Below are 25,454 nucleotides of genomic sequence, written 5' to 3' on the forward strand. Positions count from 1 at the left end.
TCTACACTCCGGGGCATGTTGCGCTGGCTGACCGCCGGTGAGTCGCACGGCCAGCAGCTCACCGCCATCCTCGAGGGCCTGCCCGCCGGCGTGCAGGTGCAGACCTCCGACCTCGACGTCGACCTCGCCCGCCGCCGTCTGGGCCACGGCCGCGGCGCCCGCATGTCCTTCGAGCAGGACGCCGTCACGCTGACCGGCGGCGTCCGGCACGGGCTGACCCAGGGCGGCCCGATCGCCGTGCAGGTGGGCAACACCGAGTGGCCGAAGTGGACGACGGTCATGTCCGCCGACCCGGTCGACCCCGAGGTGCTCGCCGGCCAGGCCCGCAACGCGCCGCTGACCCGCCCGCGGCCGGGCCATGCCGACCTCGCCGGCATGCAGAAGTACGGCTTCGACGACGCCCGGCCGGTGCTCGAGCGGGCCAGCGCCCGCGAGACCGCCGCGCGGGTGGCGCTCGGCGCCGTCGCCAAGGCGTTCCTGCGCCAGGCGCTCGGCGTCGAGGTGGTCAGCCACGTCGTCGCGATCGGCCCGGTCACCGTGCCCGACGGCGTGCTGCCCGGCCCGCAGGACAACCCCCGCATCGACGAGGACCCGGTGCGCTGCGCCGACCCGGCCACCAGCGAGGCGATGGTGGCCGAGGTCGACGACGCCCGGAAGAACGGCGACACCCTCGGCGGCGTCGTCGAGGTCGTCGTCCACGGGCTGCCGCCGGGCCTGGGCAGCCACGTGCACTGGGACCGCCGGCTGGACTCCCGCCTGGCCGGCGCGCTCATGGGCGTGCAGTCGGTCAAGGCCGTGGAGGTCGGCGACGGCCTGGAGACGGCCCGCCGCCGGGGCTCGGTCGCCCACGACGAGATCGTCAGCTCCGAGGGCCGGCTGCGCCGGGTCACCGACCGCGCCGGCGGCATCGAGGGCGGCATGACCAACGGCGAGGCGCTGCGCGTGCGCGCGGCGATGAAGCCGATCTCCACCGTGCCGCGGGCGCTGGCCACCGTCGACGTCGCCACCGGGGACGCCGCGGTCGCGATCAACCAGCGCAGCGACGCCTGCGCCGTCCCGCGCGGTGCCGTGGTGATGGAGGCGATGGTCGCGCTGGTCCTGGCCGACGCCGCCCTGGAGAAGTTCGGCGGCGACTCGGTGACCGAGACCCGCCGCAACGCCCGGGCCTACCTCGACGCCCTCCCGTACCGGTGATCCGGCCCGTCCTCGTGCTGGTGGGTCCGCCGGCGTCGGGCAAGACCACGGTCGGCAGGGCCGTCGCCGGGCGGCTCGGGGTGCCCTTCCGCGACACCGACGCCGACGTCGAGGCCGTGGCCGGCACCACCGTCGCCGACCTGTTCATCACCGCCGGGGAGCCGCACTTCCGCGACCTGGAGGAGCAGGCGGTCGCCCGCGCCCTCGGCGGGCACGACGGTGTCCTCGCCCTCGGCGGCGGCGCGGTGCTCAGCGCGGCGAGCCGGGCCCTGCTGGTGGAGTACGGCCGCGCCGGCGGGACGGTCGTCCACCTCGACGTCGACCTGCCCTCGGCCGCCCGGCGCGCCGGGCTCTCCCGCGACCGCCCGCTGCTGGCGGTCAACCCGCGGGCGATGCTGCGCTCCCTCCTCGAGCAGCGCGCGCCGCTGTACGCCGAGGTGGCCACCGCCGTCGTCCCCACCGGCGGCCGTGCGCCGCAGGACGTCGTCGCCGCCGTGCTCGCCGCCCTGCCCGCGGGAGCCGGCCGGTGAGGCGCGTGACCGTCGGGGGCGAGGTGCCCTACGACGTCGTCATCGGCCCGGGGGCGCAGGTCGAGCTCGGCCTGGTGCTGGCCGGCACGCCCAAGGCCGCCGTCGTGCACGCCCCACCGCTGGCCGCGCTCGCCGGGGCCGCCGTCGAGACGCTGCAGACCGCCGGGGTCGCCGCCGAGGCCGTCGTCGTGCCCGACGGCGAGGCCGCCAAGACCGCCGAGGTCGCCGCGCAGGCGTGGGAACAGTTCGGCCGGCTCGGCCTCACGCGCTCGGACGCCGTGGTCGGCGTCGGCGGGGGAGCGGTCACCGACCTCGCCGGGTTCCTCGCCGCCACCTGGACCCGCGGCGTGCGGGTGGTGCACCTGCCCACCAGCGTGCTGGGCATGGTCGACGCCGCGGTGGGCGGCAAGACCGGCATCAACACCGGCGCCGGCAAGAACCTGGTGGGCGCGTTCCACCCGCCGGCCGGGGTGCTCGCCGACACCGACGTCCTCGCCGGGCTGCCCGAGGCGGAGTTCCGCGCCGGCATGGCCGAGGTCGTCAAGTGCGGCTTCATCGCCGACGGCGTCATCCTCGACCTGCTCGCCGCCGACCCGACCGGTCGCCGCGACACCGAGGAGCTCATCGAGCGCGCGGTGCGGGTCAAGGCCGACGCCGTGGGCCAGGACCTGTTCGACACCGGCGTCCGCGAGTACCTCAACTACGGGCACACGCTGGGCCACGCCGTCGAGCGGGTGGAGGACTTCGGCTGGCGGCACGGCGAGGCGGTCGCCGTCGGGCTGGTCTTCGCCGCCGAGCTCGGCGTGCAGGCGGGGCGGCTCCCGCGGGCCGAGGCCGACCGGCACCGCGAGCTGCTCACGGCGATGGGGCTGCCCACCCGCTACGACGGCGACTGGGCGGCGCTGCAGTCGGTGATGCGCGTGGACAAGAAGGCCCGCGGGGCGACGCTGCGGTTCGTCGTCCTCGACGGGCTGGGCAACCCCGGCATCCTGACCGACCCCGACCCGGCGTGGCTGGACGCGGCGTGGGCCGCAGTATCGGAGGAACAGTGACCGTCCAGGTCCTCAACGGTCCCAACCTCGGCCGGCTCGGCACCCGGGAGCCGGAGGTCTACGGCACCACCACCCACGCCCAGCTCGTCCAGCTGCTCGAGGACGCCGCCCGCGAGCTGGCCATGGAGGTCCGCGTCCGGCAGACCGACGACGAGGCCGAGATGCTGCGCTGGATACACGAGGCCACCGACGCCGGGGACCCCGTGGTGCTCAACCCGGCCGCCTGGTCGCACACCTCGATCGCGCTGCACGACGCGCTCGCCGCGCTGGGCGCGCCGCTGGTCGAGGTGCACATCAGCAACATCCACAAGCGCGAGCCGTTCCGGCACCACTCCCACGTGTCGGCCGTGGCGGACGGCGTCATCGCCGGCCTGGGCATCGAGGGCTACGTACTGGCCCTGCAGTGGCTGTCCCTGCGGGGTGTGCGGTGAGCAGGGCGGCCGAGCGTCGGGAGCGGCTGCGGGCCACGGCGGCCGAGCGGGGCATGGACGCCGTCCTGGTGACCGACCTGCTCAACGTCCGGTACCTGACCGGGTTCACCGGCTCCAACGGCGCGCTGCTGCTGCGCACCGACGGGTCGGACCTCTTCGGCACCGACGGCCGCTACACCACCCAGGCCGGCACCCAGGTCCCCGACCTCGAGCTGCTGGTCGACCGCGCCACCGTGCCGGCGCTGGCCGGTGAGGCGGTGCGCGCCGGCGCCGGTCGCCTGGGCTACGAGAGCCACTCGGTGACCGTCGACGGGCTCGCCCAGCTCGAGCGGGTGCTCGCCGACGCCGCGGCCGGTGGCACGGTGCCCGACCTGGTGTCGGTGCGCCGCGCGGTCGAGGAGCTGCGCGCGGTCAAGGACGACGACGAGGTCGACGCGCTGCGCCGGGCCTGCGCGGTCGCCGACCAGGCACTGGCCGAGCTCGCCGCGGAGGGCGCGCTGCGCCCCGGGCGCACCGAGCTCGAGGTGGGCCGGGAGCTCGACGCCCGCATGCTGGCGCTGGGTGCCGAGGCGCCGTCGTTCGAGACAATCGTGGCCACCGGCGCCAACTCCGCGATCCCGCACCACCGCCCCGACCGCACCGTGCTGGCCGGCGGCGACTTCCTCAAGCTCGACTTCGGCGCCACCGTCGACGGCTACCACTCCGACATGACCCGCACGCTGGTGCTCGGCCACGCCGCCGACTGGCAGCGGGAGGTCTACGCGCTGGTGGCCGAGGCGCAGGCTGCCGGGCGCGCGGCGCTGGCGGTGGGCGCCGACGTCGTCGCCGTCGACGCGGCCTCCCGCGACGTCATCGCCGCGGCCGGGCACGCCGACCACTTCACCCACGGCCTCGGGCACGGGGTGGGCCTGCAGATCCACGAGGCGCCGGGCATCGGCCCGCTGGGCGCGGGTAGGCTCACCGCAGGCATGGCCGTCACCGTGGAGCCGGGGGTCTACCTCCCCGGCCACGGCGGTGTCCGCATCGAGGACACGCTCGTCGTCACGGCGGACGCGCCGGAGTTGTTGACCCTCACGAGCAAGGAACTGCTGGTCCTCTAGATGGCTACCACCAACGACCTCAAGAACGGCCTGGTCCTCAACCTCGACGGCCAGCTGTGGGCCGTCACCGAGTTCCAGCACGTCAAGCCCGGCAAGGGCGGCGCGTTCGTCCGGACGACGCTGAAGAACGTGCTCTCGGGCAAGGTCGTCGACCGCACCTTCAACGCCGGCACGAAGGTCGACACGGCCACGGTCGACAAGCGGAACATGACCTACCTGTACCGCGAGGGCGACGACTTCGTCTTCATGGACGGCGACACCTTCGAGCAGATCTACGTCCCCGCCGCCACCGTCGGCACCGGCGCGGACTACCTGCTGGACAACACCGAGGCCGTCGTCGCGGTGCACGAGGGCACCCCGCTCTACGTCGAGCTCCCGGTGACCATGGAGCTCGTGGTGCAGCACACCGACCCGGGCCTGCAGGGCGACCGCTCGACCGGCGGCACCAAGCCCGCGACCCTGGAGACCGGGGCGCAGATCAACGTGCCGCTGTTCGTCAACACCGGCGACAGGCTCAAGGTCGACACCCGCGACGGCCGGTACCTCGGCCGCGCCAACTGACCGGGCGGGCCGGGTAGGACTGACATGGCTGCCCGCACCAAGGCGCGCAAGCGCGCCGTCGACGTCCTCTACGAGGCCGACCTGCGGAGCGCCGACCCGGTGGAGCTGCTGCGCGAGCGGATCGCCGACGTCTCCCCGCCCGTCCCCGACCACGCCGTCCGGCTGGTCGAGGGCGTGGCGGCGAACAGCGCCCGCATCGACGACCTGATCGACCGGCACGCCCGCGGCTGGTCGATCGACCGGCTGCCCGACGTCGACCGCGCGATCCTGCGGATGGCGGTGTACGAGCTGCTCTGGGCCGACGACGTGCCCGACGCCGTCGTGATCGACGAGGCCGTGGAGCTCGCCCGGTCGCTGTCGACCGACGACTCGCCGGCCTACGTCAACGGCGTTCTCGGCGCCATCCTCGACGCCGAGGTGCCCACCTCGTCCTGAGTGCCGGGTCCTGAGTGCCGGGTCCTGAGTGCCGGGTCCCAGCCCTCAGGCCCGCCGGCCGGCCTCCGCGGCGGCCAGCATCGCCGCGGCCCGGGCGCCGGCGTTGAGCCGCCGTGCGCGCCGCACCGCGGCCCGGCGGTCCGCGGCCAGCAGGGTGTCCCGGTCGGGCATCGGGACGGGCGGGACGGTGCTCACGGCTGCTCCTCGGGATGCGCGGTCTCGGCGCCGCCGACGCTAGGTCCGCCCACCGACGGTTCCCGGTGCCCTCCCCGTGACGTCCCCGTGGGTCCGGGGGCGGACCGTGGGGAGCGCTCCCTCAGCGGGGAGCGCGGCGGCGGTCCCAGCTCTCGTCCTCGTCCTCGGCCATGAGGGCGGCGGCGTCCATGCCGGGGTTGAGCACGCCCCACTCGATGAGCCGGGTGGTCAGCTCGTCGGGGCTCATGTCGTAGATGATCGCCAGCGACTTGAGGTCCTCCGCACGGATGGAGAGGACCTTGCCGTTGTAGTCGTGGCGCTGCGCCTGGATGGTCGAGGCATAGCGGGCCAGTGGGCCGGCCTCGTCGGCGGGCAGCGAGCCCAGCGACTCGAGGTTGAGCACGATCTTCGTCGTCGAGGTGACGGCCGACGACGGGCGCGGGTCGGGCAGCAGCTCGGAGACCGGCACGCCGTAGAACACGGCCAGCTCGGAGAGTCGCTGCACGGTCACCGCGCGGTCGCCACGCTCGTAGGAGCCGACGACGACGGCCTTCCAGCGGCCGTGCGACTTGTCCTCCACGCCCTGGAGGGAGAGGCCCTGCTGGTTGCGGATCGCCCGCAGCCGGGCACCGAGGGCCCGAGAGTAGTCGGTGCTCATGCGTCAGTCGCTCACTGTCCGTCGTCGTGTCCGGGGCTCCGTCGTCACGCAGCGTACTCAGTGATCTCGCCGAGCGACAGCGCATCCCTCTTCCGGATCATCCTGGGACACCGGCGCCCACCTGCGGGACCACGACGCGCGACGACGATCACACGCACGGGTGCAGTACGGTCGGCGCCGGTCCACCCCACTCCTTTAACGACCCGTCCCGTGAGGCGGGGAAGGAGGCCCGATGGCCGGCTCGCCCGCGCCCGTGCCCGAGAACCCGTCCACCGTCCTGCTGGGCGCCGCCGACGTCGCCCGCGTGGTCGACCGGATCGCCCACCAGGTGATCGAGAAGTGCGCCGGGGGTGGTGGGGCCGGCGACGACGGAGCCGGGCTCCGCGACGTCGTCCTCGTCGGGATCCCCACCCGCGGCGCCCCGCTCGCCCGCCGGCTGGCCGGCCGCATCGCCGCCTTCGCCGGCACCGCGGTCGACGTCGGCACCGTCGACATCACCCTCTACCGCGACGACCTGCGCCTGCGCGGGGTCCGCGCGCTGGAGGACACCGTCCTCCCGCCCGAGGGCATCGACGGCCGGCTGGTCGTCCTCGTCGACGACGTCCTGTTCTCCGGCCGCTCGGTCCGGGCGGCGCTCGACGCGCTGCGGGACCTCGGCCGGCCCCGGGCGGTGCAGCTCGCGGTGCTGGTCGACCGCGGACACCGGGAGCTGCCGATCCGCGCCGACTACGTGGGCAAGAACGTGCCCACCTCCCGGGCCCAGCAGGTCCGGGTGCACCTCGCCGAGACCGACGGCGTCGACGAGGTCCTGGTCGTGGCCGGAGCCGGCCAGGGGAGCAACGCGTGAAGCGGCACCTGCTGGAGGCGGCCGACCTCGACCGCGCCGACGCCACCCTGGTCCTCGACACCGCCGCGCAGATCGACTCGGCGCTGGCCGGCCGCGAGGTCAAGAAGCTCCCCACCCTGCGCGGGCGCACCGTGGTCAACCTCTTCTACGAGGACTCCACCCGCACCCGCATCTCCTTCGAGCTGGCGGCCAAGCGGCTCAGTGCCGACGTCATCAACTTCTCCGCCAAGGGCAGCAGCGTCTCCAAGGGCGAGAGCCTCAAGGACACCGCCCTCACGCTGGAGGCGATGGGCAGCGACGCGATCGTCGTCCGCCACCCGTCGTCGGGGGCGCCGCACCGGCTGGCCGGCTGGGTGCGCGGCAGCGTCGTGAACGCCGGTGACGGCACCCACGAGCACCCCACCCAGGCGCTGCTGGACGCCTACACGATCCGGCGCCGCCTGGGCCGCCTCGACGGGGTGCGGGTGGCCGTCGTCGGCGACGTCCTGCACAGCCGGGTGGCCCGCTCCAACGTCTGGCTGCTGTCGACGCTGGGCGCGGAGGTCACCCTCGTCGCCCCGCCCACGCTGCTGCCGGTGGGCGTGGGCTCCTGGCCGGTGCAGGTCTCCTACGACCTCGACGCCGTCCTGCCGAAGGCCGACGCGGTGATGATGCTGCGCGTCCAGGCCGAGCGGATGAACGCCTCGTTCTTCCCGAGCGCGCGGGAGTACAGCCGCCGCTACGGCCTCGACGCCCGCCGCATGGGCGTGCTCTCCGACGACGCGATCGTCATGCACCCCGGCCCCATGAACCGCGGCATGGAGATCGCCGCCGACGTCGCCGACTCGGTCCGCTCGACCATCGTCGAGCAGGTCGCCAACGGCGTCAGCGTGCGGATGGCGGTCCTCTACCTGCTCCTGGGAGGGGCTCCCTCGTGACCACGCTGATCAAGGGGGCGCGCGTGCTCGGCGGCGATCCCACGGACCTGCTGCTCAGGGACGGCCGCATCGCCGCGGTGGGGGAGCGCCTGTCCGTCCCGGGCGCCACCGTCGTCGACGCCGACGGGCTGGTCGCCCTGCCCGGCCTGGTCGACCTGCACACCCACCTGCGCGAGCCCGGCCGCGAGGACGCCGAGACCGTCGAGACCGGCAGCCGCGCCGCGGCCCTCGGCGGGTTCACCGCGGTGCACGCCATGGCGAACACCGACCCGGTCGCCGACACCGCCGGCGTCGTCGAGCAGGTGTGGCGGCTGGGCCGGCAGGCCGGGCTGGTCGACGTCGTCCCGGTGGGGGCGGTGACCGTCGGGCTGCGCGGCGAGCGGCTGGCCGAGCTCGGCGCGATGGCCGACTCCGCCGCCCGCGTGCGGGTCTTCTCCGACGACGGGCACTGCGTCGCCGACCCCGCCCTCATGCGCCGCGCGCTGGAGTACGTGAAGGCCTTCGACGGCGTCGTCGCCCAGCACGCCGAGGAGCCGCGGCTGACCGCCGGCGCGCAGATGAACGAGGGCGACCTCTCCGCGCGGCTGGGGCTCACCGGCTGGCCGGCCGCCGCCGAGGAGGCGGTCATCGCCCGCGACGTGCTGCTCGCCGAGCACGTGGGCGCGCGGCTGCACGTCTGCCACGTGTCCACCGCCGGGTCGGTCGAGATCCTGCGGTGGGCCAAGTCGCGTGGCGTGCAGGTGACCGCCGAGGTCACCCCCCACCACCTGCTGCTCACCGAGTCGGCTGCGGCGTCCTACGACCCGGTGTTCAAGGTCAACCCGCCGCTGCGCACCGACGCCGACGTGCAGGCGCTGCGCGCCGGGTTGGCCGACGGCACGATCGACGCCGTCGCCACCGACCACGCCCCGCACGCGGTGGAGGACAAGGAGAGCGAGTGGGCGCAGGCCCGGCCCGGGATGCTCGGGCTGGAGCAGGCGCTGTCGGTCGTGCTGGAGACGCTGGTGGAGCCCGGCCTGCTCGACTGGGCCGGCGTGGCCGACCGGATGTCGGTCCGCCCGGCGGCGATCGGCCGCCTCGACGGGCACGGGCGTCCGCTGGCGCCCGGCGAGCCGGCGAACCTGCTGCTGCTCGACCCCGCCGCCCGGGCCGTCGTCGACCCGGCCGCGCTGGCCAGCCGCAGCCGCAACAGCCCCTATGCCGGCCGGGAGCTGCCCGGCCGGGTGGTCGCCACGTTCCTCCGGGGGACGGCGACCGTTCTGGACGGAGAGGCACAGAAGTGACCGAGGCGATCCTCGTCCTGGAGGACGGGCGGACGTTCCGCGGCGAGGCCTACGGCAGGGTCGGCACGACGGTCGGCGAGGCGGTGTTCGCCACCGGGATGACCGGCTACCAGGAGACGCTGACCGATCCCAGCTACGCCGGCCAGATCGTCACCATGACCGCGCCGCACGTGGGCAACACCGGCGTCAACGGCGAGGACGACGAGAGCGGCCGCATGTGGGTGGCCGGCTTCGTCGTCCGCGACCCCGCCCGCCGCCCGGCCAACTGGCGGGCCACCGGCGGTCTCGACGACGAGCTCGCCGCGCAGGGCGTCGTCGGGATCAGCGGCATCGACACCCGCGCGCTGACCCGCCACCTGCGCGAGCGCGGCGCGATGCGCGCCGGCATCAGCAGCGTCGACACCGACGCGGGCGCCCTGCTCGCCCGGGTGCGCGCCGCCGAGGGGATGGCGGGCGCCGACCTCGCGCCGCAGGTGAGCACCCGCGAGCCCTACGTCGTCCCGGCGGTGGGGGAGACGCGGTTCACCATCGCCGCGCTCGACCTCGGCATCAAGACCGCCACCCCGCGCCACCTCGCCGAGCTCGGCGTGGAGACGCACGTGCTGCCCTCGACGGCGACCGCGGCCGACCTGCTGGCCGCCGGTCCCGACGGGGTCTTCCTCTCCAACGGCCCCGGCGACCCGGCCGCGGCCGACTACGCCGTCGCCGCGGTGGGCGGCGTGCTCGACGCCGGCCGGCCGCTGTTCGGCATCTGCTTCGGCAACCAGATCCTCGGCCGCGCGCTGGGCCTGGGCACCTACAAGCTGCGCTTCGGTCACCGCGGGCTCAACCAGCCGGTGCTCGACCGGGTCAGCGGCACCGTCCGGGTCACCAGCCACAACCACGGGTTCGCCGTCGACGCGCCGCTGGACCGGCCCACCGACACCCCCCACGGCCGGGTCGAGGTGAGCCACGTCGGCCTCAACGACGACGTCGTCGAGGGGCTCCGGCTGCTCGACGCCCCGGCGTTCAGCGTGCAGTTCCACCCGGAGTCCGCCGCCGGTCCGCACGACGCCGCGCCGCTGTTCCAGCGCTTCGTCGACCTCATGGAGTCCGTCCGCGCGGGCGGGGAGGGTCAGTCCTGATGCCCAAGCGCACCGACATCGAGCACGTCCTGGTCATCGGCTCGGGGCCGATCCTCATCGGCCAGGCCGCCGAGTTCGACTACTCCGGCACCCAGGCCTGCCGCGTGCTGCGCGCCGAGGGGCTGCGGGTCAGCCTGGTCAACAGCAACCCGGCGACGATCATGACCGACCCCGACGTCGCCGACGCCACCTACATCGAGCCGCTGACGCCGGAGTTCGTGGAGCGGGTGATCGCGAAGGAGCGCCCCGACGCGCTGCTGGCCACCCTCGGCGGGCAGACCGCGCTCAACATCGCCATCGGCCTGTACGAGAACGGCACGCTGGAGCGGTACGGGGTCCGGCTCATCGGCGCCGACGTCGACGCGATCAACCGCGGCGAGGACCGGCAGATGTTCAAGGACATCGTCCGGTCGATCGGCGCCGACGCCCCGCGCTCGCGGGTCTGCGGCAGCGTCGAGGAGGCGCTGCAGACGGCGGAGGAGGTCGGCTACCCGGTCGTCATCCGGCCGAGCTTCACCATGGGCGGCCTGGGCTCCGGCTTCGCCACCGACGAGGCGATGCTGCGGCGGATGGCCTCCCACGGCCTGGCCGACTCCCCGGTGCACACCGTGCTGGTCGAGGAGTCGGTGCTCGGGTGGAAGGAGTACGAGCTCGAGCTCATGCGCGACCGCAGCGACAACGTGGTCGTCATCTGCTCGATCGAGAACGTCGACGCGATGGGCGTGCACACCGGAGACTCGGTCACCGTCGCCCCGGCGATGACGCTCACCGACCGGGAGTACCAGCGGATGCGCGACGTCGGCATCGCGGTGCTGCGCGCGGTCGGCGTCGACACCGGCGGCTGCAACATCCAGTTCGCCGTCAACCCGGCCGACGGGCGGCTCGTCGTCATCGAGATGAACCCGCGGGTGTCCCGCTCGTCGGCGCTGGCGTCGAAGGCCACCGGCTTCCCGATCGCCAAGATCGCCGCGAAGCTGGCCATCGGCTACACCCTCGACGAGATCACCAACGACATCACCGGCGTCACCCCGGCGAGCTTCGAGCCCGCGCTGGACTACGTCGTGGTGAAGATCCCGCGGTTCGCGTTCGAGAAGTTCCCCGGCGCCGACCCGCGGCTGACCACGACGATGAAGAGCGTCGGCGAGGTCATGGCGATGGGCCGCAACTTCCCCGAGGCGCTGGGCAAGGCGATGCGGTCCACGGAGACGAAGGTCGCCGGGTTCTGGACCGGCCCCGACGACGGGTCGAGCGCCGAGGAACTGCTGGAGGCGCTGCGGACGCCGGTCGACGGCCGGCTCTACGTGGCCGAGGCGGCGCTGCGGGCCGGCGCGACCGTCGAGCAGGTGGCCGAGGCCAGTGGCTTCGACCCGTGGTTCGTCGACCAGATCGCGCTGGTCGGAGAGGTCGGCGCCGAGGTCCGCGACGCGCCGGCGCTCACCGCCGCGGTGCTGCGGAGGGCCAAGCGGCACGGCCTGTCCGACCGGCAGGTCGCGGCGCTGCGCCCGGAGCTGTCGGGGGAGGACGGCGTCCGGCTGCTGCGCCACCGGCTGGGCGTGCGGCCGGTGTTCAAGACCGTGGACACCTGCGCCGCGGAGTTCGCCGCCCGCACGCCGTACCACTACTCGTCCTACGACGAGGAGAGCGAGGTCGAGCCGCGGGAGAAGCCGGCCGTGCTGATCCTCGGCTCGGGCCCCAACCGGATCGGGCAGGGCATCGAGTTCGACTACTCGTGCGTGCACGCGGTGATGGCGCTGCAGGACGCCGGCTACGAGGCCGTGATGGTCAACTGCAACCCCGAGACCGTCTCCACCGACTACGACACCGCCGACCGGCTGTACTTCGAGCCGCTGACCTTCGAGGACGTCCTCGAGGTGGTGGAGGCCGAGCGCACCGCCGGCCCGGTGGCCGGGGTCGTCTGCACCCTCGGCGGGCAGACCCCGCTGGGCCTGGCCCAGCGGCTCAAGGACGCCGGCGTGCCGGTGCTGGGCACCTCGCCGGAGGCCATCGACGACGCCGAGGACCGCGGGGCGTTCTCCCGGGTGCTCGCCGACGCCGGCCTGCTCTCCCCCAAGCACGGCACCGCCACGACGTTCGCCGAGGCACGCGCCATCGCCGCGGAGATCGGCTACCCGGTGCTGGTGCGGCCGTCCTACGTGCTGGGCGGGCGCGGCATGGAGATCGTCTACGACGACGCCACGCTCGAGGCCTACATCGCCAAGGCCACCGACGTGAGCCCCGCGCACCCGGTGCTGGTCGACCGGTTCCTGGAGGACGCCGTCGAGATCGACGTCGACGCGCTCTACGACGGCACCGACCTCTACCTCGGCGGCGTCATGGAGCACATCGAGGAGGCCGGCATCCACTCCGGCGACTCCGCGTGCGCCCTGCCGCCGATCACGCTGGGGTCGGCGGACCTGCTGGGGATCCGGGCCGCCACCGAGAAGCTCGCCGCGCGGATCGGCGTGCGCGGCCTGATCAACGTCCAGTACGCCCTCAAGGACGACGTCCTCCACGTGCTCGAGGCCAACCCGCGGGCCAGCCGCACCGTGCCGTTCGTGTCCAAGGCGACGGCGGTCCAGCTCGCCAAGGCCGCGGCCCGGATCGCGGTGGGGGAGACCGTCGCCGACCTGCGCGCCGCCGGGGTGCTGCCGGCCACCGGCGACGGCACCGACCTGCCCGAGGACGCGCCGATCGCGGTCAAGGAGGCGGTGCTGCCCTTCCACCGGTTCCGCACCGTCGACGGGCACGGGGTGGACACGGTGCTCTCGCCGGAGATGAAGTCCACCGGCGAGGTCATGGGCCTCGACGACGGCTTCGGCACGGCGTTCGCCAAGTCGCAGGCCGCCGCCTACGGCTCGCTGCCCACCGAGGGCACGGTGTTCGTCTCGCTGGCCAACCGGGACAAGCGGGCCGCGGTCTTCCCGGTCAAGCGGCTGGCCGACCTCGGCTTCCGCGTCCTGGCCACCGCCGGCACCGCGCAGGTGCTGCGCCGCAACGGCGTCGACTGCGAGGTGGTCGGCAAGTACAGCGAGGGCCCGGGCAACTGCGTGGAGCGGATCCTCGCCGGCGACGTCGACATCGTCGTCAACACGCCGTTCGGGTCGCCGGGCAACAGCAGCCCGCGGCTGGACGGCTACGAGATCCGGACCGCGGCGGTCAGCGCCGGCATCCCGTGCATCACCACGGTGCAGGGCATGGCCGCGGCGGTGCAGGGCATCGAGGCGCTGCGCCGCGGCGGCCTCGGCGTGCGCAGCCTGCAGGAGGTCCACGCGGCCCTGCTCGCCCCGCGCCCGTGAACGGCCGATGTCGCGACAAGGGCTCCTCCGGGGTGGTGGGGCGGGTGCGGGACGACCTGGCCGCCCTGGGGCTGCTCGACGGGCTGCCGGCGGCGTTCCTCGCCGGGGTCACCCGGTTCGCGGCGCCGCCGGCCGCCGAGCTCGACGCGCTCGGGACGGCGGCGCGGGACCTGGCCGCGCGGCTGGCGGCCGGCGAGGCGGGTGACGACGACCTGCCGCTGCTCACCCGGGTCGCCTTCTTCGCCGGGCACGGCGGCCTGCTCGCCGCGCACGGGGTGCGGACGCCGTCCTACGACGTGCTCGGCTCCTACCGCGACAACCTGAGCACCCCGGTCGGCCCGCGGCTGGCGGAGCGGCCGCGGGCCGGTGACCGGCGCTGGCGGGTGCTCGGCCGCGACGTCGGCTTCCCGCTGGGCGTGCCCGCCTGCGTGCTCAACGGCAGCACGGAGTGGGTGCGCTTCCACGCCCGCAACGGGTTCGGCGTGCTCACGTACAAGACCGTCCGCAGCCGCGCCCACGAGCCGAACGTGCAGCCGAACTGGACCTTCGCGCCGCGGCCGGCCGCCGACGTCGTGGTGTCCGACCCGTGGGACTGGGTGGCGCCCGGCTCCCCGGACGTCAGCACGGTGAACTCCTTCGGCGTCCCCTCGCCGGCGCCGGAGGAGTGGATGCCCGACCTCGAGCGGTCGCTGGCCACCGTCGACGCCGACCAGCTGCTGCTGGCCAGCGTGATGGGGGAGGGCGAGGGCCCCGGCCTGGTCGAGGACTTCGCGCGGGTCGCGTGCATGGCCCAGGAGGCCGGCGCCCCCGTCGTCGAGCTGAACCTGTCCTGCCCGAACACCCTGAGCGGCTCTCCGGACGGGGTGAAGCCGCCGCTGTGCCTCGACGCCGACGCCACGCTCGCCGTCGTGGAGGGGGTGCGCCGCGCGCTCGACGACCGCACCGGGCTGGTGGCCAAGCTGTCCTGGCTCGACGAGCCGGGCCTGGCCGCGCTGGTGCCCCGGCTCGCGCCGCTGGTCGACGGCGTCGCGGGCATCAACACGCTGCAGCGCCGCGTGGTGCGCAGCGACGGCGAGCCGACCTTCCCCGGCCGGGCGCTGGCCGGGCTGTCCGGTGCGGCGGCCCGCGGCGCGGCCCTCGACCTCACCCGCCGGCTGGTGGTGCTGCGGGAGGCCGGCGGGCACCGCTTCGACGTGCTGGCCATGGGCGGGGTCACCGACGTCGCCTCGTTCGCGGCGCTGTTCGAGGCCGGGGCCGACGCCGTGCAGTCCGCCTCCGGCGCCTTCGCCGACCCGTTCCTCGCCCGCGACTGCATCGCCGCCCTCGGCGACACCCTGCCGCGGTCGGTGCCGCGGTGACGGCACCGTCCGGGACGGCGCGGTCCGGGACCCTGCCCTTCGGGCAGCGGCTCGCCGACGCCGTCGCCGCCCGCGGCCCGCTGTGCGTGGGCATCGACCCGCACGCGCCGCTGCTGGAGCGCTGGGGGCTGGCCGACGACGTCGACGGGCTGCGCCGGTTCGCCGACACGGTCGTCGACGCGCTGGCCGGCGAGGTCGCCGTCCTCAAGCCGCAGTCGGCGTTCTTCGAGCGGCACGGCTCGCGCGGCCTGGCCGTGCTGGAGGACGCCGTCGCCCGGGCCCGCGCGGCCGGCGCGCTGGTGCTGCTCGACGCCAAGCGCGGCGACATCGGCTCGACGATGGACGCCTACGCCGACGTGCTGCGCCCGGAGCACCCGATGGCCGTCGACGCGCTCACGGTGAGCCCGTACCTGGGCCCGGGCTCGCTGCAGCCGGCCGTCGACACCGCCCGCCTGGCCGGCGGCGGGCTGTTCGTGCTCGCCCGCACCTCCAACCCCGACGCCGCCACGCTGCAGTCCGCGGCCGTGGGGGGGCGCTCGGTGGCGCAGGTCGTCGTCGACACCGTGCGCGGGTGGAACACGCCGGGCTGGGTGGTCGGCGACCCGCTGCCCGACCTCGGCGCGGTGCAGGACCTGTCCAGCCGCTGGGGGGCCACCACGGGCAGCTTCGGCGTCGTCGTGGGAGCCACGCTGACCGACCTCGACGTCGACCTCGACGGGCTCGGCGGTCCGGTGCTGGCGCCGGGGTTGGGCGCGCAGGGCGGGACGCCGGCGGACCTGCGGCGGCTGTTCGGCCCCGGCCGCGCCGTCGTCCCGACCGTGTCCCGCGACGTGCTGGCCGCCGGCCCGGACCCGGCCGCGCTGCGCACCGCCGCCGCCCGCTGGGTGCAGGAGCTCACCCGGTGAGGCGCGCGCTGCCGTGGGCGCTCGCGGCGCTGGGCGCGGGCCTCGCCGTCGCCGGGGTCGCCGTCTTCTGGTGGACCAACACGCATCCGGGGGGAGCCGGCGCCCCCCGGGCCCACGCGCCGCTGGTGCCCGACTCGGCCTACACGAGCACGCTGACCCTGACGTTCGACGGCGGGGCGGTGCTGTGGGAGCGCGGCCACCTCGTCGGCGCAGGCCTGGTCGCGGCCGGGATCCTGGTGCTCACCGCCGTCGGCGGATGGGCGCTGGGCCGCCGGTCGGGTCGCCGCCGCGCCGGCTGAGCGGGCCGGCGGGCAGCTCGCACCGGCGTGTCGCGCCGAGGTCGGTACCGGAGACGAGCTCGGAACGAATGCGTTTCGTATACTTCCTGACCTGCAGTCCTCACGGACGGTCACCCGAGGGCTCCACAGCGCGTCACCGGCGGACGAGTGGAGATCGGATTGGTCGCGCGCAGGGGGCGTGACCTGCGCATTCGGGGTTACTAGGTTGACCGCCGGGCTCAGACCGCGGGCCCCGGCCGACGACACCGCACGCACCCGCCGGGTGGCAGATCCCGGCAACGACACGATGGGACGCACCATGCCCCTCCCCGACCTCTCCCCGGAACAACGCGCCGCCGCTCTCGAGAAGGCCGCCGCCGCCCGAAAGGCGCGCGCCGAGCTCCGTGAGCGGCTCAAGAGCAAGGGCGCCACGGTCGGCGACGTCCTCAAGCAGGGCGAGACCGACGAGGTCATCGGCAAGATGCGTGTCTCCGCGGTCCTGGAGTCCCTGCCCGGCGTGGGCAAGGCGCGGGCTGCGAAGATCATGGAGCGGCTCGAGATCTCCCCGACCCGCCGGGTGCGCGGCCTGGGCGCCAACCAGCGCCGGGCGCTGGAGGCCGAGTTCGGCGGCGATCAGGTGGTCGCCGACCAGGTGCCCGCCGACTCGACGGCCTGAGGTCCCCGCCGCACCACCCGTCCGACACGAGCACCACGAGGACCTCCGCGTTGCCCACAGCTCAGCCGGCTCTCTCCCAGGCGCGCCTGACGGTGCTCTCCGGTCCCTCCGGGGTCGGCAAGGGCACCGTCGTCGCCGAGGTCCGCCGCCGGCACCCCGACGTGTGGGTGTCGGTGTCGGTGACCACCCGCCGGCAGCGTCCGGGCGAGGTCGACGGGGTGCACTACCACTTCCTCACCGACGACGAGTTCGACCGGCTGGTCGCCGACGACGGCCTGCTCGAGTGGGCCGAGTACGCGGGCAACCGCTACGGCACGCCGGCCGCCCCGGTCCGCGAGCGCCTCGCGGCCGGGGCGCCGGCGCTGCTGGAGATCGAGCTCCAGGGCGCCCGCCAGGTGCGCGCGCGGGCCCCGGAGGCGCAGCTGGTCTTCCTCGCCCCGCCCTCCTGGGCCGAGCTGGTCAGCCGGCTGGCCGGCCGCGGCTCCGAGCCGCCGGCCGTCCAGGAGCGCCGGCTGGCCATCGCGCAGGCCGAGCTGGACGCCGCCGGGGAGTTCGACGTCGTGGTGGTCAACGACGACGTCGCGCGGGCTGCGGACGAGTTGGTATCCTTGCTAGCTGCGCCGTCGTCCGAGAGGTCCGTCGGCGCCTCCGAGTGACCGGCCGCGAGGCCCGTCGCTCCCACCAGACCAGCCGAGGAGTCCACGCGCCCGTGTCCGGAGTCGCACCCTCTCCCGAGGGCATCACCAACCCGCCGATCGACGAGCTGCTCGAGCGCACCAGCAGCAAGTACGGGCTGGTGATCTTCGCCGCCAAGCGCGCGCGGCAGATCAACGCCTACTACAGCCAGCTCTCCGAGGGCCTGCTGGAGTACGTCGGCCCGCTGGTCGACACCGCTCCGCAGGAGAAGCCCCTCTCCATCGCGCTGCGCGAGATCAACGAGGGTCTGCTGACCCACACCGCCGGCGAGAACTGAGCCGGTCCCACCCGTACTGAGGACGAGGCACCCGGCAGTCGCCGGGTGCCTCGTCGCACGTGGAGGATCCTGCGCATGAGCCGGATCGTGCTGGGCGTGGGCGGCGGCGTGGCCGCGTACAAGTCGGCGCTGCTGCTGCGCGCGCTGACCGAGGCCGGACACGAGGTCCGCGTGGTGCCCACCGAGTCGGCGCTGCACTTCGTCGGCGCGGCCACCTTCGAGGCGCTGAGCGGCAAGCCGGTGACCACCGACGTGTGGTCGCACGTCCCCGAGGTCGCCCACGTGCGGATCGGGCAGACCGCCGACCTCGTCGTCGTCGCCCCGGCCACCGCCGACCTGCTCGCCCGCGCCGCCGCCGGCCGGGCCGACGACCTGCTCACCGCCACGCTGCTCACCGCGCACTGCCCGGTCGTGTTCGTGCCGGCCATGCACACCGAGATGTGGCTGCACCCGGCCACCCGGGAGAACGTGGCCACCCTCCGCCGCCGCGGCTCGATCGTGCTGCCCCCGGCCGTCGGGCGGCTGACCGGTCCCGACTCCGGCCCCGGCCGGCTGCCCGAGCCCGCCGACGTCGCCGCGCTGGCCCGGGTCGTCCTCGCCGCCGGCGCCGACGTGCTGCGCGCCGACCTCGCGGGCCGCCGGGTGGTGGTCAGCGCCGGCGGCACCCGCGAGCCGCTGGACCCGGTCCGCTACCTGGGCAACCGCTCCTCGGGCAGGCAGGGGTGGTCGCTGGCCCGCGTCGCCGCCGCCCGCGGCGCCGACGTGACCCTCGTCGCGGCCAACGTCGACCTGCCCGCGCCCTTCGGCGTGCGCGTGGTCCCCGTGGGGACGGCGGAGGAGCTGCGCACCGCGATGCTCGCCGAGGCGGGGTCGGGCGGGGGAGCGACGGCCGACGTCGTCGTCATGGCCGCCGCCGTCGCCGACTTCCGGCCGGCCACGGTCGCCGCCACCAAGCTCAAGAAGGACAGCGCGAGCGAGCCCGACGCCGTTCCGCTGGTGCGCAACCCCGACGTGCTCGCCGAGCTGGTCACCAAGCGCCCGCCCGGCCAGGTCGTGGTCGGTTTCGCCGCCGAGACCGGGGACGCCGACGCCGACGTGCTCGCCCACGCCCGCGCCAAGCTCGCCCGCAAGGGCTGCGACCTGCTCGTCGTCAACGACGTCTCCGGCGGCGGGGTGTTCGGGCGGCCCGACAACTCCGCCGTCGTCCTCGCCGCCGACGGCACCGCCACCGAGGTGCCGCACGGCACCAAGGACGCCGTCGCCGCGGCCGTCTGGCAGGTCGTGCTCCCCCGCCTGGGGTGACCGTCGGCCGCCGCGGGGGAGGGACGCCGGTACCGTGCTCACGCGGCGCAGGCCGGCCGCGCCACGAGCTCGTCACCGAAGCAGGGAGAACCGAGTGCCACGCCGCCTCTTCACGTCCGAGTCGGTGACCGAGGGCCACCCCGACAAGATCGCCGACCAGATCAGCGACGCGATCCTCGACGAGATGCTGCGCCAGGACCCCCGCAGCCGGGTCGCCGTCGAGACGCTGATCACCACCGGCCAGGTGCACATCGCCGGCGAGGTCACCACCGCCGGCTACGTCGACATCGCCGACATCGTCCGCAAGACCGTGCTGCGGATCGGCTACGACTCCTCCCGCAAGGGCTTCGACGGCGCCTCCTGCGGGGTCAGCGTCTCGATCGGCGCCCAGTCGCCCGACATCGCCCAGGGCGTGGACACCGCCTACGAGGCGCGCACCACCGGCGCCGCCGACGACGACGAGATCGAGCGCCAGGGCGCCGGCGACCAGGGCCTGATGTTCGGCTACGCGACCGACGAGACCCCCGAGCTCATGCCGCTGCCGATCGCGCTGGCCCACCGGCTCTCGCGCCGGCTCTCGACGGTCCGCAAGGACGGCTCGGTGCCCTACCTGCGGCCCGACGGCAAGACCCAGGTCACCGTCGTCTACGAGGACGACCGGCCGGTCGGCGTGGACACCGTCGTCGTCTCCTCCCAGCACGCCGAGGACATCTCGATCGAGCAGCTGCTGACCCCGGACGTGCAGGAGCTCGTCGTCGAGCCCGAGCTGCAGGCCCTCGGGCTGCCCACCGACGGCTACCGGCTGCTGGTCAACCCGACCGGCAAGTTCGTCATCGGCGGGCCGATGGGCGACGCCGGGCTGACCGGCCGCAAGATCATCGTCGACACCTACGGCGGCATGGCCCGCCACGGCGGCGGCGCGTTCTCGGGCAAGGACCCGTCGAAGGTCGACCGGTCGGGTGCCTACGCGATGCGCTGGGTGGCGAAGAACGTCGTCGCGGCCGGCCTGGCCCGCCGCTGCGAGGTGCAGGTGGCCTACGCCATCGGCGCCGCGCACCCGGTCGGCCTGTTCGTCGACACGCACGGCACCGGCACCGTCGCCGACGACGTCCTGGAGAAGGCGGTCACCACGGTGTTCGACCTGCGCCCGGGCGCCATCGTGCGCGACCTGGACCTGCTGCGGCCGATCTACGGCCCGACCGCCGCCTACGGGCACTTCGGCCGCACCGACGTCGAGTTGCCGTGGGAGCGCACCGACCGCGTCGAGGCGCTGCGCTCGGCCGTCGGGGCCTGAGGACGTCCCCGCCGGCGCTGTCGGACCCGGCGACGAGACTGCCGGGGACCGGCCGCGCCGAACGGAGATCCCGCTGACGTCCGCTCCCGCTCTCCCTCCCGGCGACCCGGGCCATCCCCGCGTGGCCCGGGTCGTCGTCGACGTGCCCCTGGCGCACCTGGACCGCACCTTCGACTACGCGGTCCCCGACGAGCTGGCCGGTGGGGTCCGGGCCGGCTGCCGGGTGCGGGTCCGCTTCGCCGGGCAGCTCGTCGACGGGTTCGTCCTCGAGCTCGCCGACACCAGCGAGAGCGGCCGCACGCTCGCGCCGCTGGCCAAGCTCGTCTCCGGCGAGCCGGTGCTCACCCCGGAGGTCGCCGCGCTCGCCCGCTCGGTCGCCCAGCGCTGGGGCGGCACGCTGACCGACGTCCTGCGGCTGGCCGTCCCGCCGCGCCGCGCCGCCGCCGAGAAGCGCCCCGCCGCCGATCCGCCCCCGCCGCCGGAACCGCCCGACCCGGCCGGCTTCGCCCGCTACCCGACCGGCCCGGCCCTGCTGGGCGCCGTCGCCGAGGGCCGTCCGGCCCGCGCGGTGTGGACGGCGCTGCCGGGGGAGGACTGGCCCGCGCGGCTGGCAGAGCTGTGCCAGGCGGCGCTGTCGGGCGGCCGCGGCGCGCTCGTCGTCGTCCCCGACGGCCGCGACCTCGACCGACTGGAGGCCGCGGCCACCGCCCGGCTGCCACGGGGCTCCTTCGTCGTCCTGCGCGCCGACGCCGCCCCCGACGCCCGCTACCGCCGCTTCCTCGACGCCGCCCGCGGCAGCGCGAGGGTGGTCCTCGGCACGCGCGCCGCGGCCTTCGCGCCGGTCGCCGACCTCGGCCTGGTGGCCGTCTGGGACGACGGGGACGACCTGCACGCCGAGCCCCGCGCGCCCTACGCGCACGCCCGCGACGTGCTCGTGCACCGCGCGCACCTGACCTCCTGCGCCGCCGTCGTCGCGGCCACCGCGCGGACGGCCGAGGCGGAGCTGCTGGTGCAGAGCGGCTGGGCGCACGAGCTGACCGCCGACCGGGCCACCCTGCGCGCGGCCGCCCCGCGCGTGCAGGCCCTCGGCGAGGACCACGAGCTCGCCCGCGACCCCGCCGCCCGCACCGCCCGGCTGCCCAGCCTCGCCCACCGCGTGGCCCGCGCCGCGCTGGCGGAGGGGGCGCCGGTGCTGGTGCAGGTGCCGCGCGCCGGCTACGCGCCCGGGCTGTCCTGCGACCGCTGCCGGGGACCGGCCCGCTGCGCCGTGTGCTCGGGGCCGCTCGGCATCGCGCCGGCCCCCGGGCCGGGCGGATCGCGGGTGCCGGCCTGCCGCTGGTGCGCCCGCCCGGCGGCCACCTTCGACTGCCCGCACTGCCACGGCACCAAGCTGCGCGCCTCCGTCGTCGGCGCCTCGCGGACCGCGGAGGAGCTGGGCCGGGCGTTCCCCGGCGCGGCGGTGCGGGTGTCGGGCCGCGGCTCAGGCGTGCTGCCGTCCGTGCCGGGCGGGCCGTCGCTGGTGGTGGCCACCCCGGGCGCCGAGCCGGTGGCCGAGGGCGGGTACGGCGCGGCGCTGCTGCTCGACTCCTGGGCGCTGCTGGGGCGCGCCGACCTGCGCGCCGGGGAGGAGACGCTGCGCCGCTGGATGAACGCCGCCACGCTGGTGCGGCCGCACGGCTCGGTCGTCGTCGCCGCCGACGCCGCGCACCCGGTGGTGCAGGCGCTGGTCCGCTGGGACCCGGGCTGGCTGGCCGAGCGGGAGCTCGTCGACCGCCGCGAGCTCGGCTTCCCGCCGGCCACCCGGATGGCCGCGCTGTCGGGGTCGCCGTCGGCGCTGGCGGAGTTCCTCGCGGCCGCCCGCCTCCCCGCCGCCGCCGACCTGCTCGGCCCGGTCCCCGAGCCGCCCCGCCCGGGTCAGGAGGGGGAGCGCGAGCGCTTCCTCGTGCGGGTGCCGCGCGGCGAGGGCCTGGCGCTGGCCACCGCGCTGGCGGAGGTGCAGGGCGTGCGCAGCGCGAGGAAGGTGCCCGAGCACGTCCGGGTCCAGCTCGACCCGCTCGAGCTGGTCTAGCCGCAGGAGCCGGGCGGCGGAGATGGCCATTCCTGCCGCTCACCTACGATCGACCGGTGAGCGTCACCCCCATCCGGCTGCTGGGCGACCCCGTCCTGCACCGGCCCGCGGCCCCCGTCGTCGACTTCGACGCCGAGCTGCGCGGCCTGGTCACCGACCTGACCGAGACGATGCACGCCGCCGGCGGTGCCGGGCTGGCCGCGCCGCAGATCGGCGTCGGGCTGCGGGTGTTCACCTGGTACGTCGACGGCGAGCTGGGCCACCTGGTCAACCCGTCGGTGGACCTGGTCGGCGAGGAGACCGAGGAGGCGCCGGAGGGCTGCCTGTCCATCCCGGGTTACCGCTTCGACTGCCGGCGCCACCTGCACGTCGTGGCCACCGGCTGGAACGTGCACGGGGACCCGGTGCGGGTGGAGGGCTCGGACCTGCTGGCCCGCGCGGTCCAGCACGAGGTCGACCACCTCGACGGCGTGGTGTTCGTCGACCGCCTGGACCCCGAGGCGCGCGCCGCCGCGCTGGCCGAGCTCGCCGAGGCCGAGTGGCGGGGCATGCAGGCCTGGGTGCCGCGCGTGGAGGTGAGCCCCCACTGAGGCTCCTGTTCGCCGGGACGCCCGGGCCCGCCGTCCCCTCGCTGGAGGCGCTGCTGGCCTCCGGCCACGAGGTGGCCGCCGTCCTCACCCGCCCCGACGCCCGCTCCGGCCGCGGCCGGAAGGTCAGCCGCTCCCCGGTGGCCGAGCGCGCCGACGCCGCCGGCCTGCCCGTGCTGCAGCCCCGTTCGCCGCGCGAGCCGGAGTTCCTGGCCCAGCTCGCCGACCTCGCCGTCGACTGCGCGCCCGTGGTCGCCTACGGCGCGCTGGTCCCGCCGGCCGCGCTCGACCTCCCCGCGCACGGCTGGGTCAACCTGCACTTCTCGCTGCTGCCGGCCTGGCGCGGCGCCGCTCCGGTGCAGCACGCCCTCATGGCCGGCGACGAGGTCACCGGCGCGTGCACCTTCCGGCTGGAGCAGGGCCTGGACACCGGGCCGGTCTTCGGCGTGGTCACCGAGCCGATCGGCCCGCGCGACACCGCCGGGGACCTGCTGGGCCGCCTCGCGGTCAGCGGCGCGCGGCTGCTGGTCGCCACCCTCGACGGCATCGCCGCCGGCACGCTCGTGCCCCGGGCGCAGCCGGCCGACGGCGTGAGCCTCGCGCCGCGCATCGAGACCGCCGACGCGCAGGTCGACTGGGCGCTGCCGGCGCACGTCGTCGACCGGCGGGTGCGGGGCGTGACCCCGGCCCCGGGCGCGTGGACCACCTGGCGCGGGGACCGGCTGCGGCTGGGCCCGGTCGAGCCGCTGCCGAGCCCGCCCGCGCTGGAGCCCGGTGAGGTCGCGGCGGGTCCGGACGGCGTCGTCGTCGGCACCGGCCGGGGTGCGGTCCGGCTGGGCGAGGTGCAGCCGGCCGGCAAGCGGGTGCTGCCGGCCGCCGACTGGGCCCGCGGCGCCCGCCCGGCGCCCGGCGAGCGGCTGGGCGCATGACGCGGCCGCCCCGGCGCCCGGCCGGCCGCCCGGAGCGGCGGCCCTCCCGACCGACCCGGCGCGCGCCCCTCGACGGCGCCCGGCTGACCGCCTACGACGTCCTCGACGGCGTCTCGGCGCGCGGGGCCTACGCCAACCTGCTGCTGCCCCAGCTCCTGCGCGAGCGCTCCCTCGAGCCCCGCGACGCCGCCTTCGCCACCCAGCTGGCCTACGGGGCGCTGCGCGCGCAGGGCACCCTCGACGCGGTGCTGGCCCGGCTGGTCGACCGCCCGCTGGCCGACCTCGACCGGCGCGTCCTCGACCTGCTGCGGCTGGGCGCCTACCAGGTGCTGGACCTGAGGGTGCCCGCGCACGCCGCCGTCACCACCACCGTCGACCTGACCCGCGCCATCGTCGGCACCGGCGCCTCCGGCCTGGTGAACGCCGTCCTGCGCAAGGTGGCCACGGGCGGCGACCGGGCCGCCTGGCTCGGACAGCTCGCCGCCGAGGGCGACCGGCGGCTGGCGCTGGCCACCGACCACCCCGAGTGGATCGTGTCGGCCTGGCGGGAGGCGCTGGGGGGCGACGACGAGCTGGAAGCGGCGCTGCTGGCCGACGACGCCGCGCCCGAGGTGCACCTGGTCGCCCGGCACGTGGACCGCGCGGCGCTGGCCGAGGAGTCCGGCGGGACGCCGGGGCCGTGGTCGCCCCACGCGGTGCGGCTCGGCGGGGGGGACCCCGGCCGGCTGCCGTCGGTGCGCGCCGGCGCGGCCGCGGTGCAGGACGAGGGCAGCCAGCTCGCGGCGCTGCTGCTGGCCCGCGCACCCCTCGAGGGCCCGGACGTCCGCTGGCTCGACGTCTGCGCCGGTCCCGGCGGCAAGGCGGGGCTGCTGGCCGCCGTCCGCCCGGCCGGGGTGCACCTGACCGCCGCCGACCGCGCGCCGCACCGCGCCGAGCTCGTCCGCGGCACGCTGGCCGGGGAGGACGACGTCGAGGTGCTGGTCGCCGACGGCCGCGAGCCGCCGTGGCCGCCGGGCTCCTTCGACCGGGTGCTGCTCGACGCGCCCTGCACCGGGCTGGGCGCGCTGCGCCGCCGGCCGGAGGTGCGCTGGCGCCGCACGCCCGAGGACGTCGGCCCGCTGGTGGAGCTGCAGACGGCGCTGCTGGACGGGGCGCTGGCCTCGGTGCGTCCCGGCGGCGTCGTGGCCTACGTGACCTGCTCTCCGCACGCCGCCGAGACCGTCGACGTCGCCGACGCCGCGGCCGCGCGCGACGACGTCGAGGTGCTGCCGGTGGCGCCGCTGTTCGCCGGGGTGCCCGGGGTCGAGCGCGGGCCGTACGGGCAGCTGTGGCCGCACCGGCACGGCACCGACGCGATGTTCATGGCCCTGCTCCGCCGCACCCGCTGAGCTCGCGCCCGTCGTCGGCCTGCGCCCGTCGTCGACCCGTGGTCGTCCCGGCGGGCGCGAGACGACCGCAGGC

General features: G+C 75.9%; 26 protein-coding genes. 24 read left to right on the forward strand and 2 right to left on the reverse strand.

Going from position 1 to position 25,454, the window contains the following annotated elements; all coding sequences use genetic code 11:
* The first annotated feature begins 15 nt into the window (after window positions 1-15).
* Genes aroC through nusB form a run of 7 tightly spaced genes read left to right on the forward strand, consistent with a single transcriptional unit; the run spans window position 16 to window position 5,303 of the window.
* On the forward strand, window positions 16-1,194 hold the full coding sequence (gene aroC, locus HLV61_RS09240) for a chorismate synthase (protein WP_369254543.1): 1,179 nt from the start codon (window positions 16-18) through the stop codon (window positions 1,192-1,194).
* On the forward strand, window positions 1,191-1,724 hold the full coding sequence (locus HLV61_RS09245) for a shikimate kinase (protein ID WP_369254545.1): 534 nt from the start codon (window positions 1,191-1,193) through the stop codon (window positions 1,722-1,724). The genes aroC and HLV61_RS09245 overlap by 4 nt, the downstream gene beginning before the upstream one ends.
* Window positions 1,721-2,776, forward strand: coding sequence for a 3-dehydroquinate synthase (gene aroB, locus HLV61_RS09250; protein ID WP_369254547.1), 1,056 nt, complete (start codon window positions 1,721-1,723; stop codon window positions 2,774-2,776). The genes HLV61_RS09245 and aroB overlap by 4 nt, the downstream gene beginning before the upstream one ends.
* Window positions 2,773-3,207: a type II 3-dehydroquinate dehydratase gene (aroQ, locus tag HLV61_RS09255; protein WP_369254549.1), complete on the forward strand. Its 435-nt coding sequence runs from the start codon at window positions 2,773-2,775 to the stop codon at window positions 3,205-3,207. Before aroB ends, aroQ begins: the two co-directional genes overlap by 4 nt.
* Window positions 3,204-4,307, forward strand: coding sequence for a M24 family metallopeptidase (locus tag HLV61_RS09260; RefSeq protein ID WP_369254551.1), 1,104 nt, complete (start codon window positions 3,204-3,206; stop codon window positions 4,305-4,307). Before aroQ ends, HLV61_RS09260 begins: the two co-directional genes overlap by 4 nt.
* Window positions 4,308-4,868: an elongation factor P gene (gene efp, locus HLV61_RS09265; protein ID WP_369254553.1), complete on the forward strand. Its 561-nt coding sequence runs from the start codon at window positions 4,308-4,310 to the stop codon at window positions 4,866-4,868.
* 24 nt (window positions 4,869-4,892) lie between these two features.
* A complete protein-coding gene (nusB, locus tag HLV61_RS09270) occupies window positions 4,893-5,303 on the forward strand; it encodes a transcription antitermination factor NusB (protein ID WP_369254555.1) in 411 nt (136 codons plus the stop codon).
* A gap of 45 nt (window positions 5,304-5,348) precedes the next feature.
* On the opposite strand, the gene HLV61_RS09275 is transcribed toward nusB, so the two are convergent.
* On the reverse strand, window positions 5,349-5,498 hold the full coding sequence (locus tag HLV61_RS09275; protein WP_369254557.1) for a hypothetical protein: 150 nt from the start codon (window positions 5,496-5,498) through the stop codon (window positions 5,349-5,351).
* Window positions 5,499-5,619: 121 nt separating this feature from the next.
* Window positions 5,620-6,156, reverse strand: coding sequence for a transcriptional regulator BldD (gene bldD / locus HLV61_RS09280; protein WP_369254559.1), 537 nt, complete (start codon window positions 6,154-6,156; stop codon window positions 5,620-5,622).
* A gap of 232 nt (window positions 6,157-6,388) precedes the next feature.
* Here bldD and pyrR point away from each other — a divergent pair, with 232 nt between their 5' ends.
* The 17 genes from pyrR (at window position 6,389) to HLV61_RS09365 (ending at window position 25,381) form a co-directional block, all read left to right on the forward strand.
* Window positions 6,389-7,003 carry a bifunctional pyr operon transcriptional regulator/uracil phosphoribosyltransferase PyrR gene (gene pyrR / locus HLV61_RS09285; RefSeq protein WP_369254561.1) on the forward strand — a complete coding sequence of 205 codons (615 nt, stop codon included), beginning with the start codon at window positions 6,389-6,391 and terminating at the stop codon, window positions 7,001-7,003.
* Window positions 7,000-7,920, forward strand: a complete 921-nt coding sequence (locus HLV61_RS09290; RefSeq protein WP_369254563.1) for an aspartate carbamoyltransferase catalytic subunit — start codon at window positions 7,000-7,002, stop codon at window positions 7,918-7,920. The genes pyrR and HLV61_RS09290 overlap by 4 nt, the downstream gene beginning before the upstream one ends.
* Window positions 7,917-9,203: a dihydroorotase gene (locus HLV61_RS09295; protein ID WP_369254565.1), complete on the forward strand. Its 1,287-nt coding sequence runs from the start codon at window positions 7,917-7,919 to the stop codon at window positions 9,201-9,203. The genes HLV61_RS09290 and HLV61_RS09295 overlap by 4 nt, the downstream gene beginning before the upstream one ends.
* Window positions 9,200-10,327, forward strand: a complete 1,128-nt coding sequence (gene carA, locus HLV61_RS09300; RefSeq protein WP_369254567.1) for a glutamine-hydrolyzing carbamoyl-phosphate synthase small subunit — start codon at window positions 9,200-9,202, stop codon at window positions 10,325-10,327. The genes HLV61_RS09295 and carA overlap by 4 nt, the downstream gene beginning before the upstream one ends.
* Window positions 10,327-13,623 carry a carbamoyl-phosphate synthase large subunit gene (gene carB, locus HLV61_RS09305; RefSeq protein ID WP_369254570.1) on the forward strand — a complete coding sequence of 1,099 codons (3,297 nt, stop codon included), beginning with the start codon at window positions 10,327-10,329 and terminating at the stop codon, window positions 13,621-13,623. Before carA ends, carB begins: the two co-directional genes overlap by 1 nt.
* Entirely contained in the window at window positions 13,620-14,981 is a 1,362-nt protein-coding gene (locus HLV61_RS09310; protein ID WP_369254572.1) for a dihydroorotate oxidase, read from the forward strand. The genes carB and HLV61_RS09310 overlap by 4 nt, the downstream gene beginning before the upstream one ends.
* Window positions 14,978-15,886 carry an orotidine-5'-phosphate decarboxylase gene (pyrF, locus tag HLV61_RS09315; RefSeq protein ID WP_369254574.1) on the forward strand — a complete coding sequence of 303 codons (909 nt, stop codon included), beginning with the start codon at window positions 14,978-14,980 and terminating at the stop codon, window positions 15,884-15,886. The genes HLV61_RS09310 and pyrF overlap by 4 nt, the downstream gene beginning before the upstream one ends.
* Window positions 15,883-16,185: a hypothetical protein gene (locus HLV61_RS09320; protein WP_369254576.1), complete on the forward strand. Its 303-nt coding sequence runs from the start codon at window positions 15,883-15,885 to the stop codon at window positions 16,183-16,185. The genes pyrF and HLV61_RS09320 overlap by 4 nt, the downstream gene beginning before the upstream one ends.
* 298 nt (window positions 16,186-16,483) lie before the next feature.
* Entirely contained in the window at window positions 16,484-16,840 is a 357-nt protein-coding gene (gene mihF / locus HLV61_RS09325; RefSeq protein ID WP_369254578.1) for an integration host factor, actinobacterial type, read from the forward strand.
* 50 nt (window positions 16,841-16,890) lie between these two features.
* Window positions 16,891-17,496: a guanylate kinase gene (gene gmk / locus HLV61_RS09330; RefSeq protein WP_369254580.1), complete on the forward strand. Its 606-nt coding sequence runs from the start codon at window positions 16,891-16,893 to the stop codon at window positions 17,494-17,496.
* Window positions 17,497-17,549: 53 nt separating this feature from the next.
* The gene (gene rpoZ, locus HLV61_RS09335; protein ID WP_093579838.1) at window positions 17,550-17,813 is read left to right on the forward strand and encodes a DNA-directed RNA polymerase subunit omega; all 264 of its coding nucleotides are present in this window, start codon (window positions 17,550-17,552) and stop codon (window positions 17,811-17,813) included.
* Between the two features lie 75 nt (window positions 17,814-17,888).
* Window positions 17,889-19,115: a bifunctional phosphopantothenoylcysteine decarboxylase/phosphopantothenate--cysteine ligase CoaBC gene (gene coaBC, locus HLV61_RS09340; protein WP_369254583.1), complete on the forward strand. Its 1,227-nt coding sequence runs from the start codon at window positions 17,889-17,891 to the stop codon at window positions 19,113-19,115.
* A gap of 94 nt (window positions 19,116-19,209) precedes the next feature.
* A complete protein-coding gene (metK, locus tag HLV61_RS09345) occupies window positions 19,210-20,409 on the forward strand; it encodes a methionine adenosyltransferase (protein WP_369254585.1) in 1,200 nt (399 codons plus the stop codon).
* Between the two features lie 121 nt (window positions 20,410-20,530).
* Window positions 20,531-22,477, forward strand: a complete 1,947-nt coding sequence (locus HLV61_RS09350) for a primosomal protein N' (protein ID WP_369254587.1) — start codon at window positions 20,531-20,533, stop codon at window positions 22,475-22,477.
* Window positions 22,478-22,533: 56 nt separating this feature from the next.
* On the forward strand, window positions 22,534-23,067 hold the full coding sequence (gene def, locus HLV61_RS09355; RefSeq protein WP_369254589.1) for a peptide deformylase: 534 nt from the start codon (window positions 22,534-22,536) through the stop codon (window positions 23,065-23,067).
* Complete coding sequence (gene fmt / locus HLV61_RS09360) at window positions 23,016-23,993, forward strand: methionyl-tRNA formyltransferase (RefSeq protein ID WP_369254591.1); 978 nt, start codon at window positions 23,016-23,018, stop codon at window positions 23,991-23,993. Before def ends, fmt begins: the two co-directional genes overlap by 52 nt.
* Window positions 23,990-25,381, forward strand: a complete 1,392-nt coding sequence (locus tag HLV61_RS09365) for an RsmB/NOP family class I SAM-dependent RNA methyltransferase (protein ID WP_369254593.1) — start codon at window positions 23,990-23,992, stop codon at window positions 25,379-25,381. The genes fmt and HLV61_RS09365 overlap by 4 nt, the downstream gene beginning before the upstream one ends.
* Window positions 25,382-25,454 lie beyond the last annotated feature (73 nt).

It is taken from the genome of Geodermatophilus amargosae (assembly GCF_041028265.1).
Classification (GTDB): Bacteria; Actinomycetota; Actinomycetes; order Mycobacteriales; family Geodermatophilaceae; genus Geodermatophilus; species Geodermatophilus amargosae_A.

Bases quoted from the DNA above. Each gene is read 5' to 3' on its own strand.
- aroC (WP_369254543.1), top strand. From the start codon at position 16: ATGTTGCGCTGGCTGACCGCCGGTGAGTCGCACGGCCAGCAGCTCACC.
- efp (WP_369254553.1), top strand. From the start codon at position 4,308: ATGGCTACCACCAACGACCTCAAGAACGGCCTGGTCCTCAACCTCGAC.
- nusB (WP_369254555.1), top strand. From the start codon at position 4,893: ATGGCTGCCCGCACCAAGGCGCGCAAGCGCGCCGTCGACGTCCTCTAC.
- bldD (WP_369254559.1), bottom strand. From the start codon at position 6,156: ATGAGCACCGACTACTCTCGGGCCCTCGGTGCCCGGCTGCGGGCGATC.
- pyrR (WP_369254561.1), top strand. From the start codon at position 6,389: ATGGCCGGCTCGCCCGCGCCCGTGCCCGAGAACCCGTCCACCGTCCTG.
- carB (WP_369254570.1), top strand. From the start codon at position 10,327: ATGCCCAAGCGCACCGACATCGAGCACGTCCTGGTCATCGGCTCGGGG.
- mihF (WP_369254578.1), top strand. From the start codon at position 16,484: ATGCCCCTCCCCGACCTCTCCCCGGAACAACGCGCCGCCGCTCTCGAG.
- coaBC (WP_369254583.1), top strand. From the start codon at position 17,889: ATGAGCCGGATCGTGCTGGGCGTGGGCGGCGGCGTGGCCGCGTACAAG.
- HLV61_RS09365 (WP_369254593.1), top strand. From the start codon at position 23,990: ATGACGCGGCCGCCCCGGCGCCCGGCCGGCCGCCCGGAGCGGCGGCCC.